A 16,243-nucleotide genomic window follows, 5' to 3' on the forward strand; every position below is an offset into this window, starting at 1 on the left:
CGCCGCTCGCGCTGCGTCCGGCGTTCCGCCTCACGCAGAACCGCCGCCGACTCCCGGGACGGGGTCGACGGCGGATCGGGATGGCGGCCCCTCCGGTGTGGTGGGCGTATGGGCCGCAGGCCCATCGGGCAGAGGGGCCGCCATCGCGATCCGACGTCGACCCACCCCACCAGCAGCGCTCAGCGCCGGTAGTTCGGAGCTTCCACCACCATCTGCACATCGTGCGGGTGCGATTCCTTCAGCCCCGCCGCCGTGATCCGCACGAACTTGCCGCGCTGCTTGAGCTCGGTGATGGTCCGCGCGCCGACGTAGAACATCGACTGCCGGAGTCCGCCGGCGAGCTGGTAGGCCACGTTCGCGAGCGGTCCGCGGTAGGGCACCTGGCCCTCGATGCCCTCGGCGATGAGCTTGTCGTCGGTGGGGACGTCGGACTGGAAGTAGCGGTCCTTGGAGTAGGAGGTGCGCTCCCCTCGGGTCTGCAGCGCTCCGAGCGATCCCATGCCGCGGTACGTCTTGAACTGCTTGCCGTTCTGGAAGACGAGGTCGCCGGGGCTCTCCTCGCAGCCGGCGAGCAGCGAGCCGAGCATGACGGTGTCGGCGCCGGCGACGAGGGCCTTGGCGATGTCGCCCGAGTACTGCAGGCCGCCGTCGGCGATCACGGGCACGCCGGATTCGCGGGCGGCGAGGGAGGCCTCGTAGACGGCGGTGACCTGGGGCACGCCGACTCCGGCGACGACGCGGGTGGTGCAGATGGAGCCGGGGCCGACTCCGACCTTGATGGCGTCGCGCCCGCGTCGACGAGCGCCTGGGCGCCGGAGCGGGTGGCGACGTTGCCGCCGATGACGTCGACTCCGGCGAAGGCCGAGTCGGACTTCAGGCGGCGGATGATGTCGAGGACGCCCGCGGAGTCGCCGTTGGCGGTGTCGACGACGATGACGTCGACTCCGGCCTCGAGGAGTGCGGTCGCGCGCTGCCAGGCGTCGCCGAAGAAGCCGATGGCGGCGCCGACGCGCAGGCGCCCCTCGCCGTCCTTGGTGGCGTTGGGGTACTGCTCGGACTTGTCGAAGTCCTTGACGGTGATGAGCCCGGCGAGCTTGCCCTGCTCGTCGACCAGCGGCAGCTTCTCGATCTTGTGCTGGGCGAAGAGCGCGATGACCTCGCTGTCGGGGATGCCGACGCGGCCGGTGATGAGGCCGGAGCTGGTCATGACGTCGCGGACGAGGGTCGAGGCCTTCTCGAACGGCGAGACGAAGCGCATGTCGCGGTTGGTGATGATGCCGACGAGGACCCCGGTGGAGTCGACGACGGGGAGGCCGCTGATGCGGTACTGCCCGCACAGCTCGTCGACCTGCGCGACGGTGGCGTCGGGGGACGTCGTGACGGGGTTGGAGACCATGCCCGACTCGCTGCGCTTCACCCGGTCGACCTGGTCGGCCTGGTCCGCGATGGAGAGGTTGCGGTGCAGGACGCCGAGCCCGCCCTGGCGGGCCATGGCGATCGCCATCCGCGCCTCGGTCACCGTGTCCATGGCCGCTGAGAGCAGCGGCGTCGCGACGGTGATGCGCTTGGTGAGCCGGGAGGTCGTGTCGGCCTCGCTCGGGATGACGTCGGTGTGCCCCGGCAGGAGCATGACGTCGTCGTAGGTGAGTCCGAGGAATCCGAAGGGATCCGGCTGGTCCATCAATGCCCCTAACAGGTCGACAGCGGGTGCCCGGGGTGACGGCGGGCATCCGGCCCGGGAGCCCCGGATACTCGATCTTAAGCGCCGGAGGCGCTCCTCTATTCCTGCCTGCTGCGGCTCTGTCGCCCGCCCGGGAGGCGCCGCCACCGCGTCTGTCACCCGTTCGAGTCCGCTGGAGCGCTCTCCGCCCCGCATAATGTGGTCACGCGGATGTGCCGCCGGTGAAACACCGCCGACACATGCGGAACGTATGGTCAACCAACGTTGTTTGACGACGGCTGTTCGGGCGTGCCCGGAGTCAGTTTCCGTCTGTGCACCCTGACGAGAGGTAAACGTCTTGCTCACAGCTCCCCGGTCGACGCGCCACAAGCGCTCGACGACCCCGTACCCGACGGACAGGGAGGCGCCCCGTGGCGACAGCTAGCCCGTCCCGCGCACGGCCGTCGCGCACCCGCGCCCCGTTCAGCGGACTGCGCCGCCGCCTCCTCGCCGTCGGCCTGCTCGCCGCGACCCTGACCGGTCTCGCGGCCGCGGCTCCGGCCGCGACGGCCGAGACCACCGCCGACCAGTCGATCATCGCCTGGGTCCGGGTGCAGGGCACCAACGAGAACCTCGCCGGCGTCTCGATCGCGATCGAGGGCGACTCCTCGGCGACGCTCACCACCGGCGCCGACGGCCGCGCGGTCTTCCCCCTCGAGGAGCCCGGCGACTTCACCATCACCGTCGACGAGGCGACCCTCCCCGCCGACAAGGGCTACCCCGCCGCGGGTCAGAACCCGAAGGAGGTGAGCATCGTCGCCTCGCAGAACCAGATCGTGAACTTCATCGTCTCGACGGCGAACCCGATCGGCACCGGAGCGACGGCCCCCGTCCCCACGGACTCCGCGGGTCCGACCTCCCCGGCGACCGAGGGCACGACCGGCAACACGGCGACGAACCCCGACGGCACCTCGAGCACGACGACCACGCCGGTCTCGGCCGACACCTTCTGGATCACCTTCTGGCCCAAGGTCGTCACCGGCCTGATCTTCGGCCTCCTGATCGCCCTGGCGGCGATCGGCGCCTCGTTGATCTACGGCGTCACCGGCCTGAACAACTTCGCGCACGGCGAGCTCGTCACCTTCGGCGCGCTGATGGCGTACCTCTTCTCCGGGGTCTTCGGCCTCCCGGCGCTGGTGGCGATCCCGATCGCGGTGATCCTGGGCGGGGCGTTCGGCTACGTGCAGGACGGCCTGCTCTGGAAGCCGCTGCGGAAGAAGGGCATCCAGCTCATCCCGCTGATGATCGTCACGATCGGCCTCTCGCTGGCCCTGCGCTACATCTACGTCTTCTTCTTCGGAGCCGACCGCCTCTCGCTCCCGAACAGCACCGCGCCGTTCTTCACGGTCGAGGCGCTCGGGATCAGCCTGAAGTTCACCGACATCGTCGGCGCCGTCGTCGGCATCATCTGCATCGTCGGAGTCGCCCTCGTGCTGACGAAGACCAAGATCGGCAAGGCGATGCGCGCGGTGTCCGACAACCGGGCCCTCGCCTCCGCCTCCGGCATCAACGTCGAGCGCGTCATCCGCGTGGTCTGGGTGCTCTCGGGCGCGCTGGCGGCTCTCGCCGGCGTCTACATCGGCTACTACCAGTCGCTGCGCTGGGACACCGGAGCGTCGATCCTGCTGCTGATCTTCGCGGCGATCACGCTGGGAGGCCTCGGCTCCGCCTACGGCGCGCTGGTCGGCTCGCTCATCATCGGACTCATGATGAACATCTCGACCGTGTGGATCCCGGAGAACCTCAAGTACGTGGCTCCGCTCATCCTCATGATCATCATCCTCCTGGTCAGGCCGCAGGGAATCCTGGGCCGCAAGGAACGGATCGGCTAGGACACCATGAACCTCAACTTCATCTGGCTGGCGATCGGGCAGATCGTCGATCCCACCGTCGCGGCGTACGCGCTCGCGACGATCGGCCTGGTCATCCACTTCGGATTCACCGGCCTCCTCAACTTCGGACAGGCCGGCTTCATGGCGGTGGGCGGCTACGCCTTCGCCATCACGTCGGTCAAGTTCGAGTGGCCCGTCTGGGGCTCCTTCCTCGCGACCATCGTCGCGGCGACCGTCTTCGCCCTGATCCTGGGCATCCCGACTCTGCGACTGCGCGCCGACTACCTGTCGATCGTGACGATCGCGGCGGCCGAGATCATCCGGCTCTCGGTCAAGACGCCCGAGTTCTCGGCGATCACCGGAGGCTCGGAGGGCATCAACGGCGCCGCCCGCGCCTTCAACGACCTCAACCCGCTCCCGGAGGGCCGCTGGGGCATCGGGATCCTGACCTACAACCAGGACCAGTGGTGGGTGCGCATCGTGGGCTGGGGCCTCGTGGGCCTGGCCTGCCTCCTCGTGTTCCTCCTGATGCGCAGCCCCTGGGGCCGCGTCATCAAGGGCATCCGCGAGGACGAGGACGCCGTGCGCTCGCTCGGCAAGAACGTCTTCTCGTACAAGATCCAGGCGCTGGTCCTCGGCGGCGTGCTGGGCGGCCTGGCCGGAGCGCTGTTCATCCTGCCCCGCTCGCTGCAGCCCGACAACTACGGCACCCAGCTGACGTTCTTCCTCTACACGATCATGCTGCTGGGCGGCGCCGCCACGGTGTTCGGGCCCGTGGCCGGGTCGATCATCTTCTGGGTCGTCCTCGGTCTCACCGACGGTCTGCTCACCCTGGGGATCGACACCGGTGTCCTCAGCAACGACATCATCCGCCTCACGACGGTGCAGACCGGACCCATCCGGTTCATCGTGGTGGGGATCGCGCTCATGCTCCTGGTGATCTTCCGACCACAGGGGATCTTCGGCAAGAAGAAGGATCTGCACTTTGCCTAAAACGCCGGTCTCGGACATCACCGAGGACACCATCGTCCCCGGGGTCAAGAAGAAGGACCCCATCCTGGTCGCCGACCGCGTCAGCCGGCGCTTCGGCGGCCTGACCGCGGTCGACGTCGCGCACGTCGAGATCCCCCGTGGCTCCATCACCGCCCTGATCGGCCCCAACGGAGCCGGCAAGACCACGTTCTTCAACCTGCTGACGGGCTTCGACAAGCCCAACACCGGGCGCTGGAACTTCAAGGGCAAGAACCTCGCGAACGTCCCCGCGTACCGGGTGTCGCGGATGGGCATGGTGCGCACGTTCCAGCTCACCAAGGCCCTCGGCGGCATGACGGTGCTCGAGAACATGCTCCTGGGCGCCAAGGGGCAGAAGGGCGAGAACATCTTCACGTCCCTCTTCAAGCCCCTGTGGTCGAAGGAGGAGGACACGATCGAGGCACGGGCGATCAGCCTGCTCGAGAAGTTCAAGCTGGACACGAAGAAGGACGACTACGCGTCGAGCCTCTCGGGCGGTCAGAAGAAGCTCCTCGAGATGGCGCGGGCGCTCATGTCCGAGCCCGAGCTGGTCATGCTCGACGAGCCGATGGCGGGCGTGAACCCGGCGCTGACCCAGTCGCTCCTGGGGCACATCGTGAACCTGAAGGACGAGGGCATGACCGTCCTCTTCGTCGAGCACGACATGCACATGGTCAACACGATCGCCGACTGGGTGATCGTGATGGCCGAGGGCAAGGTCGTCGCGGAGGGTCCGCCCTCCACCGTGATGAACGATCCGGCCGTCATCGACGCCTACCTCGGCGCCCACCACGACACCGACCTCGGCACCGTCGAGGGCCAGCTCGAGATCGCGGAGGAGATGGAGTCGGACCTCGTCCGCGAGGACGTCGAGAAGCAGGCGGAGGAGGCCGGCCTCGTGCCGCCCACCCCTCCCGCCGCCGCCCCGGCCACCGGCTCCGCCACCACCGCGCACGCCGCGGACGTCGCTCCGACGAGCGTCGCGCCCACCACGGACGCGCCCGCCGTCGACTTCGGAAAGGACGACAAGTGACCGGCAACACCCTCGAGACGCACGACCTCCACGCGGGGTACGTGCCGGGAGTCAACATCCTCAACGGCTCGAACGTCTACGTGAAGAAGGGCGAGCTGGTCGGCATCATCGGCCCGAACGGCGCGGGCAAGTCGACGCTCCTGAAGGCGATGTTCGGGCTGGTGAACATCCGCCAGGGCACGGTGCTGCTCAACGGCGAGGACATCACCGGCATGAAGGCCGACAAGCTGGTCTCGAAGGGCGTCGGCTTCGTGCCGCAGAACAACAACGTCTTCCCGTCGCTCACCATCGAGGAGAACCTCGAGATGGGCATGTACCAGAAGCCGAAGATGTACCGCCAGCGCCTCGAGTTCGTGACGGAGCTGTTCCCGGAGCTGTCCAAGCGCCTGAAGCAGCGCTCGGGATCGCTCTCGGGCGGCGAGCGCCAGATGGTGGCGATGTCGCGGGCCCTGATGATGGACCCGTCGATGCTGCTCCTGGACGAGCCGAGCGCCGGCCTGTCGCCGATGCGCCAGGACGAGACGTTCGTGAACGTCCAGCGGATCAACCGCGCGGGCGTCTCGATCATGATCGTCGAGCAGAACGCGCGCCGTGCGCTGCAGATCTGCGACCGCGGCTACGTGCTCGACCAGGGTCGCGACGCCTACGAGGGCGCCGGGCGCGAGCTCATGAACGACCCCAAGGTGATCGAGCTCTACCTGGGCACGCTCGCGACGACCAACGAGGTCACCACGAGCACGCCCACCGTCGGAGGCTGACGCCTCCGCTCCCTGCGAGGGCCCGTCGTCCGCCGCGAGGCGGCGGCGGGCCCTCGTCGTCCCCCGCGAGGAGGCACCGCATGAGACGCATCGCCGCGGCCGTCTCGACCGCGCTGCTCCCGACGCTGCTGGCGGGCTGCGTGCCCGCGCCCGCCGCCGCGCTGCCGGACGACGTCTCGGTGGGCATCCGGCAGAACCGGGACGACTACGGCCCGAGGCGGCTCGAGGTGCTCGTGGCCAACGGCGGCGGCGAGGCACTGGAGGTGTGGGAGGCGCGGCTGGACTCCCCCGCCTTCGTCGATCCCGCCTGGACGCCCCGGCCCACCACTGTGCGCGCCGGCACGACGACGGCCCTGCGCCTCCAGCTGCCGGAGCCCGACTGCGGCGGGGACGACTCCGCGGGCCGCATCCGCCTCGCCTGGACGACCGCCGACTCCTCGGGGACCTCCGTCGTCGAGCCGGAGGACCCCTTCGGCACCCTCGCCCGGGTGCACGAGGAGGACTGCCTCGCCCAGCGGCTCGCCGAGGTGGTGACGATCGAGCCCGCGGACGGGGTGACCGTGACGCAGGAGCCCGACGGACCCGTCGCCCACCTCGCACTGACGGTGACGCCGACCGGCGCGCCGGGAGCCGTGCGGATCGCGGAGGTGCGCGGCACGATCCTGCTCCGGCCCGCGTCCGGGGACGTGTGGCCGGTGGGCGTGCGCGTCGACGCCGACTCGGAGCCGCTCGTGCTCGACCTGGCGATCGTCCCGGTGAACTGCAGCACCCACACCGTCGCCGAGGACAAGCGCGGCACCTTCTTCCCGGTCGTCGTCGCTCCGGAGGGCGGCGCGGAGGGCGTCGTGCCGATCGGAGTGAGCGACGCGGTGCGCGGGGAGCTCTACGAGTTCATCGCCGAGGACTTCTGCGGCTGGAGCTGATCCGGCCGCACCGTCGATCCGCGACGGACGAGGATCTCTCCGTCACTGCACCCCCCGTCGGAGGGCCGGATCTACGGGGCCGGTGCCGTAATTTTGGGGACACGAGACGTCACCCCGGCGGGGTGCACCGAGCACGTTCCTCCTGGTCGGAGGCACCTTCCGGTCGCAGCCCGACGGACGACACCGCCCTGGCGGTGGCCCCCGCCGCTCGACCCCCTTCGAAGGAGCCGCGCATGAAGAGCTACACCCCCGCCCCCGTCGCCCTCGGCGCCGTCTTCGGCACCGGAGCCATCGGCGACTACGAGCGCTGGTCGGTCGTCGGCGTCTACGCCCAGGTCGTCATCGCCGAGACCCGCGGCGGCAAGCGCAGCAGCTACAGCCGCTCGTTCGTGACCTACCGCCTCGCTCAGGAGGCCGAGCTGCTGCGCGCCTCCTAGGCCCTCCGAGCACCGCTCTCGAGCGCGCGTCCCCGTCAGGCGGACGCGCGCTCGATCAGTTCGGTCGGCAGGATGATCGCCGCGGGCTTCTCCCCCGCGATGCTCTGCAGCAGCAGGCGCACCATCTCGGCGCTGATGCGGCCGAACGGCTGGCGCATCGTCGTCAGCGGCGGCTCGGTCGAGACCGCGACACTGGAGTCGTCGAAGCCGCCGACGGCGACGTCCTCCGGCACCCGCCGGCCGGCGCGCACCAGCGCATCGATCGCCCCGGCCGCCATGCGGTCGTTCGCCGCGAAGACGGCGTCGACGTCGGGCCGGTCGCGGAGCAGCTCCGTCATCGCCCGATCGCCGCTCGCACGGCTGTAGTCGCCGTAGCGCACGAGGCCCTCGTCGTACCCGTCGCCGAGCTCGCGCCGGTAGCCGGCGAGGCGCACGAGGCCGCCCGGCAGATCCGGCGGGCCCGCGATCGTCGCGACGCGCGTGCGGCCGCGCGAGCGGAGGTACGCGACCATCTCGCGCGCGCCCTCCTCGTCGTCCGCGGCGACGTAGCCCATCCGCTTCTCGTAGCCGAGCGGGATGCCGCACGCGATCGCCGGGACCGCGAGGTCCTGGATCTCGCGCAGCAGCCCCTGGCCGCCGTGCGCCGAGACGAGCAGCACGCCGTCGACGTGACCCGCGCCGAGGTAGGCGAGCGCCCGCTTCTGCTCGGACACGTTGCCCGCCATGATCAGCACGAGCGAGACGTCGCGCTCGGCGAGCGCCGCGGCGGTGCCGGTCAGCAGGGTGGAGAAGTTCGGGTCCTCGAACAGCAGCTGGTGCTCCTCGGTGAGGAGGAAGGCCACCGAGTTCGTCCGGTTCGTCGCGAGGCTGCGCGCGTGGGGGTTCACCCGGTAGCCGGTCTTCTTGATCGCCGTCTCGACGGCGGTCTTCGCGTCCGGGCTGACCCACTTGCCCCCGTTGAGGACGCGCGAGACGGTGCCGCGGGAGACGCCCGCCTCCAGCGCGACGTGCTCGATCGTCGGTCTCTGGCGGCCGGAGGCGGTGGTCACCCGGCCAGCTTAGGGCTCGGGCCGTCCGCCGCCCGCGGCTCGCCGACGATCACGCCTTGACCGCGCCGGCGGCGAGATCGACCTTCCAGAACCGCTGCAGGACCAGGAAGATCGCGATCAGCGGGATGACCGAGAGCAGGGCTCCGGTGATGACCAGCGTGTAGAGCGAGGGGGCCGAGGCGCCCTGGTTCAGCAGGCCGTTCAGACCCACCGTCAGGGGGAACAGCTCGTCGTTGCCGAGCATGATGTACGGGAGCATGAAGTTGTTCCAGATGGCGACGAACTGGAAGAGGAAGATCGTCACCAGGCCCGGGAGCAGCATGGGCGTCGCGATGCGGGTGAAGATGTACATCTCCTTGGCGCCCTCGGTGCGGGCCGCCTCGATCACGTCGGTCGGCACGGCCGCCGCGGCGTAGATCCGCGCCAGGTAGATGCCGTAGGGGCTGATGATCTGCGGGAGCAGGACGCCCCAGAACGTGTTCGTGAGGCCCACGTTCGCGAGCAGGAAGTACTGCGGGATGGCGAGGATCACGCCGGGGACGAGCACGCCCATCAGCAGGACGTTGAACACGACCTTCTTGCCCGGGAACTCGAACTTCGCGAGCACGTAGCCCGAGAGCGCCGAGATCCAGGTCGAGGCGATCGCGCCGAGGCCGGCGTACAGCGCGGTGTTCAGCATCCAGCGCCAGAAGAGCCCGTCGCGGTACGAGGTCAGCGCGACGATGTTGTCGAAGAGGTGCGTGCTGGGGGCGAGGGTGAACGTCGAGAACAGCTCGCCGCCGTCCTTGGTCGACGCCATGAGCACCCAGAAGACGGGGAAGAGGCAGTAGATCGCGCCGACGAGGAGGATCCCGGTCGAGAGGATGCTCGGCCGCTCGCGGCGGGCGAGGGGCGAGCGGGACGAGCGCGTCGAGGGGGCGGTGGTGCCGAGGCGGGGGGCGACGGTGGTCATGGATCAGTCCTCCTGTCCGAAGGCTCGCTTCTGCACGACCCGGAGGAAGAGGAAGGAGACGATGAAGGTGGCCAGGGCGATCACGACGGAGGTCGCCGCGGCGGAGTAGATGTCGTCGCGGGTGAACGCGTCGCGGTAGACGAGCATGAGCGGCGACCAGCTCGTCGAGAGGCTGTTGGTCAGCGGGCGCAGCGTGGTCGGCTCGGCGAACACCTGGAGCGTCGCGACCATCGAGAACAGCGCGGTCATCACCAGGGCCGGCGCGAGGATCGGGATCTTGATGCGCAGGGCGATCTGCACCTCGCTGGCGCCGTCGATCCGGGCCGCCTCGTAGATGTCCGACGGCACCGCCTTCAGCGAGGTGTAGATGACGATCATGTTGAAGCCGACGCCGCCCCAGAGCGCGATGTTCGCGATGCCGAAGATGACGGCTCCGGAGGAGAGCAGGCTCGGGGCGTCCCAGCCCAGCCGCTCGAACACGTAGTAGAAGGGGCTGACCGCGGGCAGGTAGAGGAAGCCCCAGAGCAGCGAGCTGATGACGGCGGGCACCGCGTAGGGCAGGAAGATCGAGATCCGCGAGAAGCCGACCGCGCGGGTGCGCTGCGAGTCGAGCAGCAGTGCGAACAGCAGCGCGAGGCCGAGCATGCACGGGATGAGGATGAGCCCGTAGAGCAGGACCCGGCCCACGCTCGCGCCGAACTCGGGGTCGGACAGGGCGGAGACGTAGTTCTCGACGCCGGCGAAGACCTGCGTCTGGGCTCCCGAGCCCAGTCCCAGGCCGGTGACCTGGCGCTTCTGGAAGCTGAGGAAGAGCGTGTAGACGATGGGCGCCGCCATGAACGCGACGAAGAGGACGATGCCGGGGGCGAGCATCGCGTAGGGGATGCCGACCCGCGAGCGCCAGCCGGAGCGGCCGGAGCGGCGGGCGGCGGGGCGGCTCGAGCGGTTCGACGAGACACTGCCGTCCGGTGCTCGGGTGATCGTGGGAGCGGTCATCGCTGGTCCTCGTCCTGCTTGCTGGGGGTGGTCTGCCCGTGCAGGGGCGATGCCGCTGCACGGAGGGGACGGTGCGGAGGCGGGGCCGGGGGACCCCGCCTCCGTCACCGTCAGTTCACGGAGAAGCCGCTGGAGACCAGGTCGTCCGTGGTGATCGACTGCATCTCGGCGACGGCGTCGACGAAGGCCTGGCGGGTCCTCGCGTCGGCCGCCTTGGCGAACTCGTCGTTGTAGGCGCTGAACGCGACGTTCACGTTCGGGCCGTAGGTGAAGCTCGACACCGAGCCCGCCGCCTCCGACGCGATGTCGTAGAAGTCGGCCTGCTGGCTGAAGAACTCGGGAGCGGTCGTCAGCGCCGGGCTGGCGGCCTCGGTCGCGGCCGGGTAGACGCCCGAGATGTCGGCCAGAGCGGCGACGGCCTCGGGGTCGCTGTTCAGCCAGGTGGCGAACTCGACGGCGGCCTCGACGTGGTCGGACTGCGTGGTGACGGCCGTGCTCGAGCCGCCCCAGTTGCCGTTCGAGGGCGCGGACGCGTCCCACTGCGGGAGCGTCGCCGCGGTCCAGAGACCGGCGGTGTCGGGGGCGTTGCCGCCGAGAACGCCGGGAGCCCAGACGGAGCTGATCCAGCCGACCTGCGAGCCGTCGTTCAGTCCGGCGTTCCACTCGGGCGTGTACATCGGCTTGTTGTCGATGGCGCCCTCCTCGACGAGTCCGCCCCAGTACTCGGCGACCTGCTCGGTCGGGCCGGCGTCGATGTCGACCCCCCAGCTCTGGTCGTCGATGGACCACCAGGAGGCTCCGGCCTGCTGCGCGAGACCGGTGAACCAGCCCGCGTCGTTGGCCGAGAAGGTGCCGAGGTACTTCGTCGGGTCGGCCGCGTGGACGGCGCGCGCCACCTCGGCGTACTCGTCCCAGGTGGTCGGCACCGCGAGGCCGAGGCTGTCGAGGATGTCGGTGCGGTAGTAGGCCATCATCGGGCCCGAGTCCTGCGGGATCGCGTAGACCGCGTCGCCGCCGAGGGTGACCGAGCTCCAGACGCCCTCGGAGTACTCGCCGGCCAGGTCGTCCGAGACGGAGTCGGAGATGTCGGCGAGCGCGTCGGAGGAGACGAGGGTCGGGATCTTCTGGTACTCGGCCTGGATCAGGTCCGGAGCGCCGCTGCCGGCCTTGATCGCCGTGAGCAGCTTGGTGATGGCGGGGTCGCCGCCGTCCTGCTTGTTCACGGTGACCTGGATGTCGGGGTTCTGCTGGTTCCAGATGTCGACGACCTGCTCGAGGTTCGGCGCCCAGGCCCAGTAGTTGAGGTTCACGGTGCCGGACTCGCCGGTGTCTCCGGATGCGGTGCAGCCGGTGAGAGTCAGGGCGGCGGCGGCCGCGGTCGCGATGGCGGCCCTGCGGAGTGATGTGCGCATTCGTCCTCCTTGTCGAAGTGCTGTGTGGTGGTGGTGCACGGGCGCTCCGACGAGGGATGGACGACGGTGTACCTGTGAGCGGTTACAGTTACACACACGGAACCGCGGCCTGTCAATTCGGAGGAATGCGCGGATTCAGGGCGCTTCCAGGCTCCCGGTGCGACCTCCTGAGGCGAATCACCGTGCTAGAACTGGGAGCGCACACAGTTCGAAGGAGATCTCCGCATGACCACCGACCTCAGCTCCCCCGTCGCCGACGCGGTCGCGGAGACCCCGCGCACCGCCGTCCTCGGCCGCCCCGGCCGGGCGCTGCTCGGCGGCCGCTCCGAGGTCCGCTACGGCGGCGACTACAACCCCGAGCAGTGGCCGCGCGAGGTGTGGGACGAGGACATCGCCCTCATGCGCAGCGCCGGGGTGAACCTCGTCAGCATCGGCATCTTCTCGTGGGCGCTGCTCGAGCCGCGCGAGGGCGAGTACGACTTCTCGTTCCTCGACGAGCTGATCGGGCTGCTGCACGCCGCCGGCATCGACGTCGACCTCGCGACTCCGACCGCCGCGCCTCCCGCCTGGTTCTGGAAGAAGTACCCGGAGTCGCGACCCGTCACCCGGGAGGGCGTCACGCTGGGCTGGGGCTCGCGCGGCATGGTGAGCCCGAGCTCCCCCGAGTACCGCGCTGCCTGCGTCGCTCTCACCGAGCGCCTCGCCGAGCGCTACGGCTCCCACCCCGCCGTCGTCCTCTGGCACGTGCACAACGAGTACGGCGCTCCGATCAGCGACGACTACTCCGACCACAGCGTCCGCGCGTTCCGCGCCTGGCTGCAGCGCCGCTACTCCTCCCTCGACGCGCTCAACAGCGCCTGGGGCACGCTCTTCTGGGGCCAGGTCTACGGCGAGTGGGACGAGATCGACGCGCCGCGCGTCTCGGCGAGCGTCGTGAACCAGACGCAGCGCCTCGACTTCGCGCGCTTCACCTCCGACGCACTGCTCGAGTGCTTCCGCGCCGAGCGGGACGCGATCAAGCGCTTCGCCCCGGACACCCCCGTCACCACCAACTTCATGGCGACCAACTGCCCGTCGGTCGACCTGTGGAAGTGGCGCGACGAGGTCGACCTCGTCGCCAACGACCACTACCTCGTGGCCGAGCGCGCCGACAACCACGTCCTGCTCGCCCTCGACGCCGACCTCACCCGGTCCCTGGCCGGCGGTGCCCCGTGGATCCTGATGGAGCACTCCACCTCGGCCGTCAACTGGCAGCCGCGCAACATCGCCAAGCGCCCCGGCGAGCTGGCCCGCAACAGCATGAGCCACCTCGCCCGCGGCGCCGACGCGATCCTCTACTTCCAGTTCCGCGCGTCGCGCTACGGAGCGGAGAAGTTCCACTCGGCGATGCTGCCGCACGCCGGTGTCGGCAGCCGGATCTGGAAGGAGGTCGTGGCTCTGGGCGACGAGCTCGCCGGACTCGCCGAGGTGCTCGGCTCACGGGTGCACGCCCGTGCCGCGATCCTCTGGGACTGGGAGTCGTTCTGGGCCCAGGACCTCGAGTGGCGCCCCTCCGTCGAGCTCGAGCACCGCGAGCGCGTGATCGCGTACTACACCGAGCTCTGGCGCCGCGGGGTGAGCGTCGACTTCGCGCACCCGCACTCCGATCTCTCCTCGTACGACATCGTGCTCGCCCCGGCCCTCTACCTGGTCAACGCGGCGTCGAAGGCCAACGTCGAGGACTACGTGCGACGGGGCGGCACCTTCGTCGCCTCCTACTTCTCGGGCGTGGTCGACGAGAACGACGCCGTGCACGCCGGCGGCGCCCCCGGCGCCTTCCGCGAGGTGCTCGGAGTGGCGGTGCCGGAGTTCCTGCCGCTGCACGCCGACGAGACCGTCGCGCTCAGCACCGGCGCCTCGGCGTCAGGCTGGGCCGAGGAGCTCGTTCTCGAGAGCGCGGACGCCGTGGCGGACTACGTGGACGGACCGGCCGCCGGCGGACCCGCCGTCACGCGCCACGGCTACGGCGAGGGACGCTCCTGGTACGTCTCCACGCGCGTCTCGGGCGACGACCTCGGCTCGATCGTCGAGGACGCTCTGCGCGACGCGGGCATCGAGGCCCGGCTCTCCCCCGAGGGCCTGGAGACGGTGACCCGCGAGGGCGACGAGGCCGACTTCGCGTTCTTCCTGAACCACTCCGGCGACGACCTGCTGGTCGACACGACGGGCGTGGAGCTGCTGACGGGAGCGGAGGCGGCCGGAGCCCTGACGGTGCCCGCCGGTGCCGTGCGGGTCGTGCGCCGGACCCGCTGACGCGCGACGCTCACGAGGGCGCCCCTCGGACCACGGTCCGGAGGGCGCCCTCGTGTCGTCCGGCGTGCGACCCGCAGCCCCGCACCCACCTCGGGGCCCGCGCCCTCTGCAGGCATCCGCACCGTCTGCAGGCATCCGCACCCTCTGCAGGCACCCGCACCGTCTCCAGGCACCCGCACCGTCTGCAGGCACCCGCACGATGTGCAGGCATCCGAACCGTCTGCAGGTATCCGCACCATCTGCAGGCACTGCGGGCCGGAAATCACTTTCCGCCGCATTGACGAGGCAGCCACGACGAGGATCCCCTACAGATCGCACGCGCATCCCTCCCGACCGTCGACTCGGAGCGAGCCCCGCCGCCCCTCCCCAGGCACGCAGAAGGGGCCCGGTCCGAAGACCGAGCCCCTCCCCGCGTCACGACCGAGGTCGCGTCACAGTGTCGTCGTTACTCGAGCGAGCCGTCGACGGTCTCCTCGAACGAGGTGACGTTGCCTTCCGAGTACTTGTAGATCGACACGGAGGCCTCGCTCGGGTCGCCGTTCTCGTCGAACGAGATCGGGCCGGAGAGACCGTTGTAGTCGATGTCCTCGTCGTCGGCGAGCAGGGCCGCGCAGTCGGCGAAGGAGGTGCACTCCGTGCCCTCCTTCGAGACCGACTCGAGGTTGTCGCGGATGGTCGCACCGTCCGTCGCACCACCCTGCAGCGCCGCGAGGGCGAGCAGGACGGTGGCGTCGTAGGACTCGGGAGCGTAGCTGAACACCGTCAGCGGGTCGTTGCCCTGCTCCTCGACGAGGGCCTGGAGGTTCGACTGGAAGTCCTCCGACGCCTGGACGCCCGGGTTGGTGAACTGCGCGCCGGCGATGTCGACGTTGGTGTCCGACTCGCCGATGACGCCGTAGTTGCCGTCCGTGCCGTAGAGCTTCGAGAAGTCGAAGCCCTTCGCCGCGAGCTGCTCCGCGATCGTCTTGATCTCGTCGAACGAGATCACGACGAGCGCGTCGGGGTTCGGGGCGAGCACCGTGGTCAGAGCCGAGTTGAAGTCCGTCGAGGCGGGCTCGAAGATCTCCTCCGCGGCGACGGTGGCTCCGCCGGCCTCGAGGGTCTCCTTGATGTTCTTCTCGAGACCGGTGCCGTACGCGTCGTTCATGTACAGGATCGAGACGTTGGTCTTGCCGTCGCCCAGGATCTTGTTGCCGAGGATGCGTCCCTGGAGCACGTCCGAGGGAGCGGTGCGCCAGTAGTAGCCGTCGTCCTCGTACGTGGTGAAGTCGGGCGAGGTGTTGGCCGGCGAGATCTGCACGACGCCCGCCTGGGTCACCTGGTCGATGAAGGTCTTCGACACTCCGGACGACGCGGCGCCGATGATGGCGGAGACGCCGTCGGCGATCAGCGAGGTGGCGGACTGCGTCGCGATGTCGGTCGACGTGTCGCCCGAGTCCTTCGGCTCCGCCTCGATGGTGATGCCTGCGGCGGCCTCGTTGATGTCGGCGACCGCGAGGTCGACACCGGCGAACTCGGGCGGGCCGAGGACGGCTAGCGTGCCGGTCTGCGGCAGGATCGCGCCGATCTTGAGGGAGAGGTCGCCGGATGCGCCGCTGTCCGTGCCCGCTTCGGTCTCGCCGCCGCCGGCGCAGCCGGCGAGGACGAGTGCGCTGGCGCCCAGGATGGCGACACCGCCGAGGGTTGCCCGGAGGGACCGTGCGCGAGCCGAACCGGCCTTCGCGTAAACGCCCATGTTGCTCCTTGAGAGTGATTGTCGTCAGAGCGGTGCCGGAGGCAACCGCTCGGCAAACGTAACCTTCGAGGAGGCCGTGAACAATACGGGGGT

Annotated in this window: 12 protein-coding genes and 1 pseudogene; 7 read left to right on the top strand and 6 right to left on the bottom strand. The window is 69.9% G+C overall.

Translation table 11 applies throughout. The features are described 5' to 3' along the window. Positions 1 to 179: 179 nt before the first annotated feature. Positions 180 to 1,681: pseudogene (gene guaB, locus B0T42_RS03420) on the bottom strand (IMP dehydrogenase). Positions 1,682 to 2,091: 410 nt separating this feature from the next. On the opposite strand from guaB, the gene B0T42_RS03425 reads away from it, so the two are divergent. The 6 genes from B0T42_RS03425 to B0T42_RS03450 all read left to right on the top strand — a co-directional run bounded on the left by B0T42_RS03425 (position 2,092) and on the right by B0T42_RS03450 (position 7,714). Further along, positions 2,092 to 3,552, top strand: coding sequence for a branched-chain amino acid ABC transporter permease (locus B0T42_RS03425; protein WP_236720091.1), 1,461 nt, complete (start codon positions 2,092 to 2,094; stop codon positions 3,550 to 3,552). Positions 3,553 to 3,558: 6 nt separating this feature from the next. Continuing rightward, positions 3,559 to 4,545, top strand: coding sequence for a branched-chain amino acid ABC transporter permease (locus tag B0T42_RS03430; protein ID WP_077221953.1), 987 nt, complete (start codon positions 3,559 to 3,561; stop codon positions 4,543 to 4,545). Next, positions 4,538 to 5,596 (top strand): ABC transporter ATP-binding protein, encoded by a 1,059-nt coding sequence (locus tag B0T42_RS03435; RefSeq protein WP_077221954.1) that lies wholly within the window; start codon positions 4,538 to 4,540, stop codon positions 5,594 to 5,596. Before B0T42_RS03430 ends, B0T42_RS03435 begins: the two co-directional genes overlap by 8 nt. Continuing rightward, positions 5,593 to 6,354, top strand: coding sequence for an ABC transporter ATP-binding protein (locus B0T42_RS03440; protein WP_055787436.1), 762 nt, complete (start codon positions 5,593 to 5,595; stop codon positions 6,352 to 6,354). Before B0T42_RS03435 ends, B0T42_RS03440 begins: the two co-directional genes overlap by 4 nt. An 80-nt stretch (positions 6,355 to 6,434) precedes the next feature. Next, positions 6,435 to 7,277, top strand: a complete 843-nt coding sequence (locus tag B0T42_RS03445) for a hypothetical protein (protein WP_077221955.1) — start codon at positions 6,435 to 6,437, stop codon at positions 7,275 to 7,277. 233 nt (positions 7,278 to 7,510) lie between these two features. Beyond that, a complete protein-coding gene (locus B0T42_RS03450; protein ID WP_055787429.1) occupies positions 7,511 to 7,714 on the top strand; it encodes a hypothetical protein in 204 nt (67 codons plus the stop codon). A gap of 35 nt (positions 7,715 to 7,749) precedes the next feature. Here the strand turns inward: B0T42_RS03450 and B0T42_RS03455 are convergent, their stop codons facing one another. From B0T42_RS03455 to B0T42_RS03470, 4 genes are all read right to left on the bottom strand, one after another. Then, positions 7,750 to 8,763, bottom strand: a complete 1,014-nt coding sequence (locus tag B0T42_RS03455) for a LacI family DNA-binding transcriptional regulator (protein WP_077221956.1) — start codon at positions 8,761 to 8,763, stop codon at positions 7,750 to 7,752. 49 nt (positions 8,764 to 8,812) lie between these two features. Continuing rightward, entirely contained in the window at positions 8,813 to 9,715 is a 903-nt protein-coding gene (locus B0T42_RS03460) for a carbohydrate ABC transporter permease (protein WP_077221957.1), read from the bottom strand. A gap of 3 nt (positions 9,716 to 9,718) precedes the next feature. After that, positions 9,719 to 10,711: a carbohydrate ABC transporter permease gene (locus B0T42_RS03465; protein ID WP_056866526.1), complete on the bottom strand. Its 993-nt coding sequence runs from the start codon at positions 10,709 to 10,711 to the stop codon at positions 9,719 to 9,721. Positions 10,712 to 10,821: 110 nt separating this feature from the next. Further along, positions 10,822 to 12,123: an ABC transporter substrate-binding protein gene (locus tag B0T42_RS03470; protein ID WP_077221958.1), complete on the bottom strand. Its 1,302-nt coding sequence runs from the start codon at positions 12,121 to 12,123 to the stop codon at positions 10,822 to 10,824. A 225-nt stretch (positions 12,124 to 12,348) separates the two neighbouring features. Here B0T42_RS03470 and B0T42_RS03475 point away from each other — a divergent pair, with 225 nt between their 5' ends. Next, positions 12,349 to 14,415 (top strand): beta-galactosidase, encoded by a 2,067-nt coding sequence (locus B0T42_RS03475; protein WP_077221959.1) that lies wholly within the window; start codon positions 12,349 to 12,351, stop codon positions 14,413 to 14,415. A gap of 445 nt (positions 14,416 to 14,860) precedes the next feature. Here B0T42_RS03475 and B0T42_RS03480 read toward each other — a convergent pair whose 3' ends face one another. Then, positions 14,861 to 16,150, bottom strand: coding sequence for an ABC transporter substrate-binding protein (locus B0T42_RS03480; RefSeq protein ID WP_077221960.1), 1,290 nt, complete (start codon positions 16,148 to 16,150; stop codon positions 14,861 to 14,863). Positions 16,151 to 16,243 lie beyond the last annotated feature (93 nt).

Source organism: Rathayibacter rhapontici (assembly GCF_001995175.1).
Classification (GTDB): domain Bacteria; phylum Actinomycetota; class Actinomycetes; order Actinomycetales; family Microbacteriaceae; genus Rathayibacter.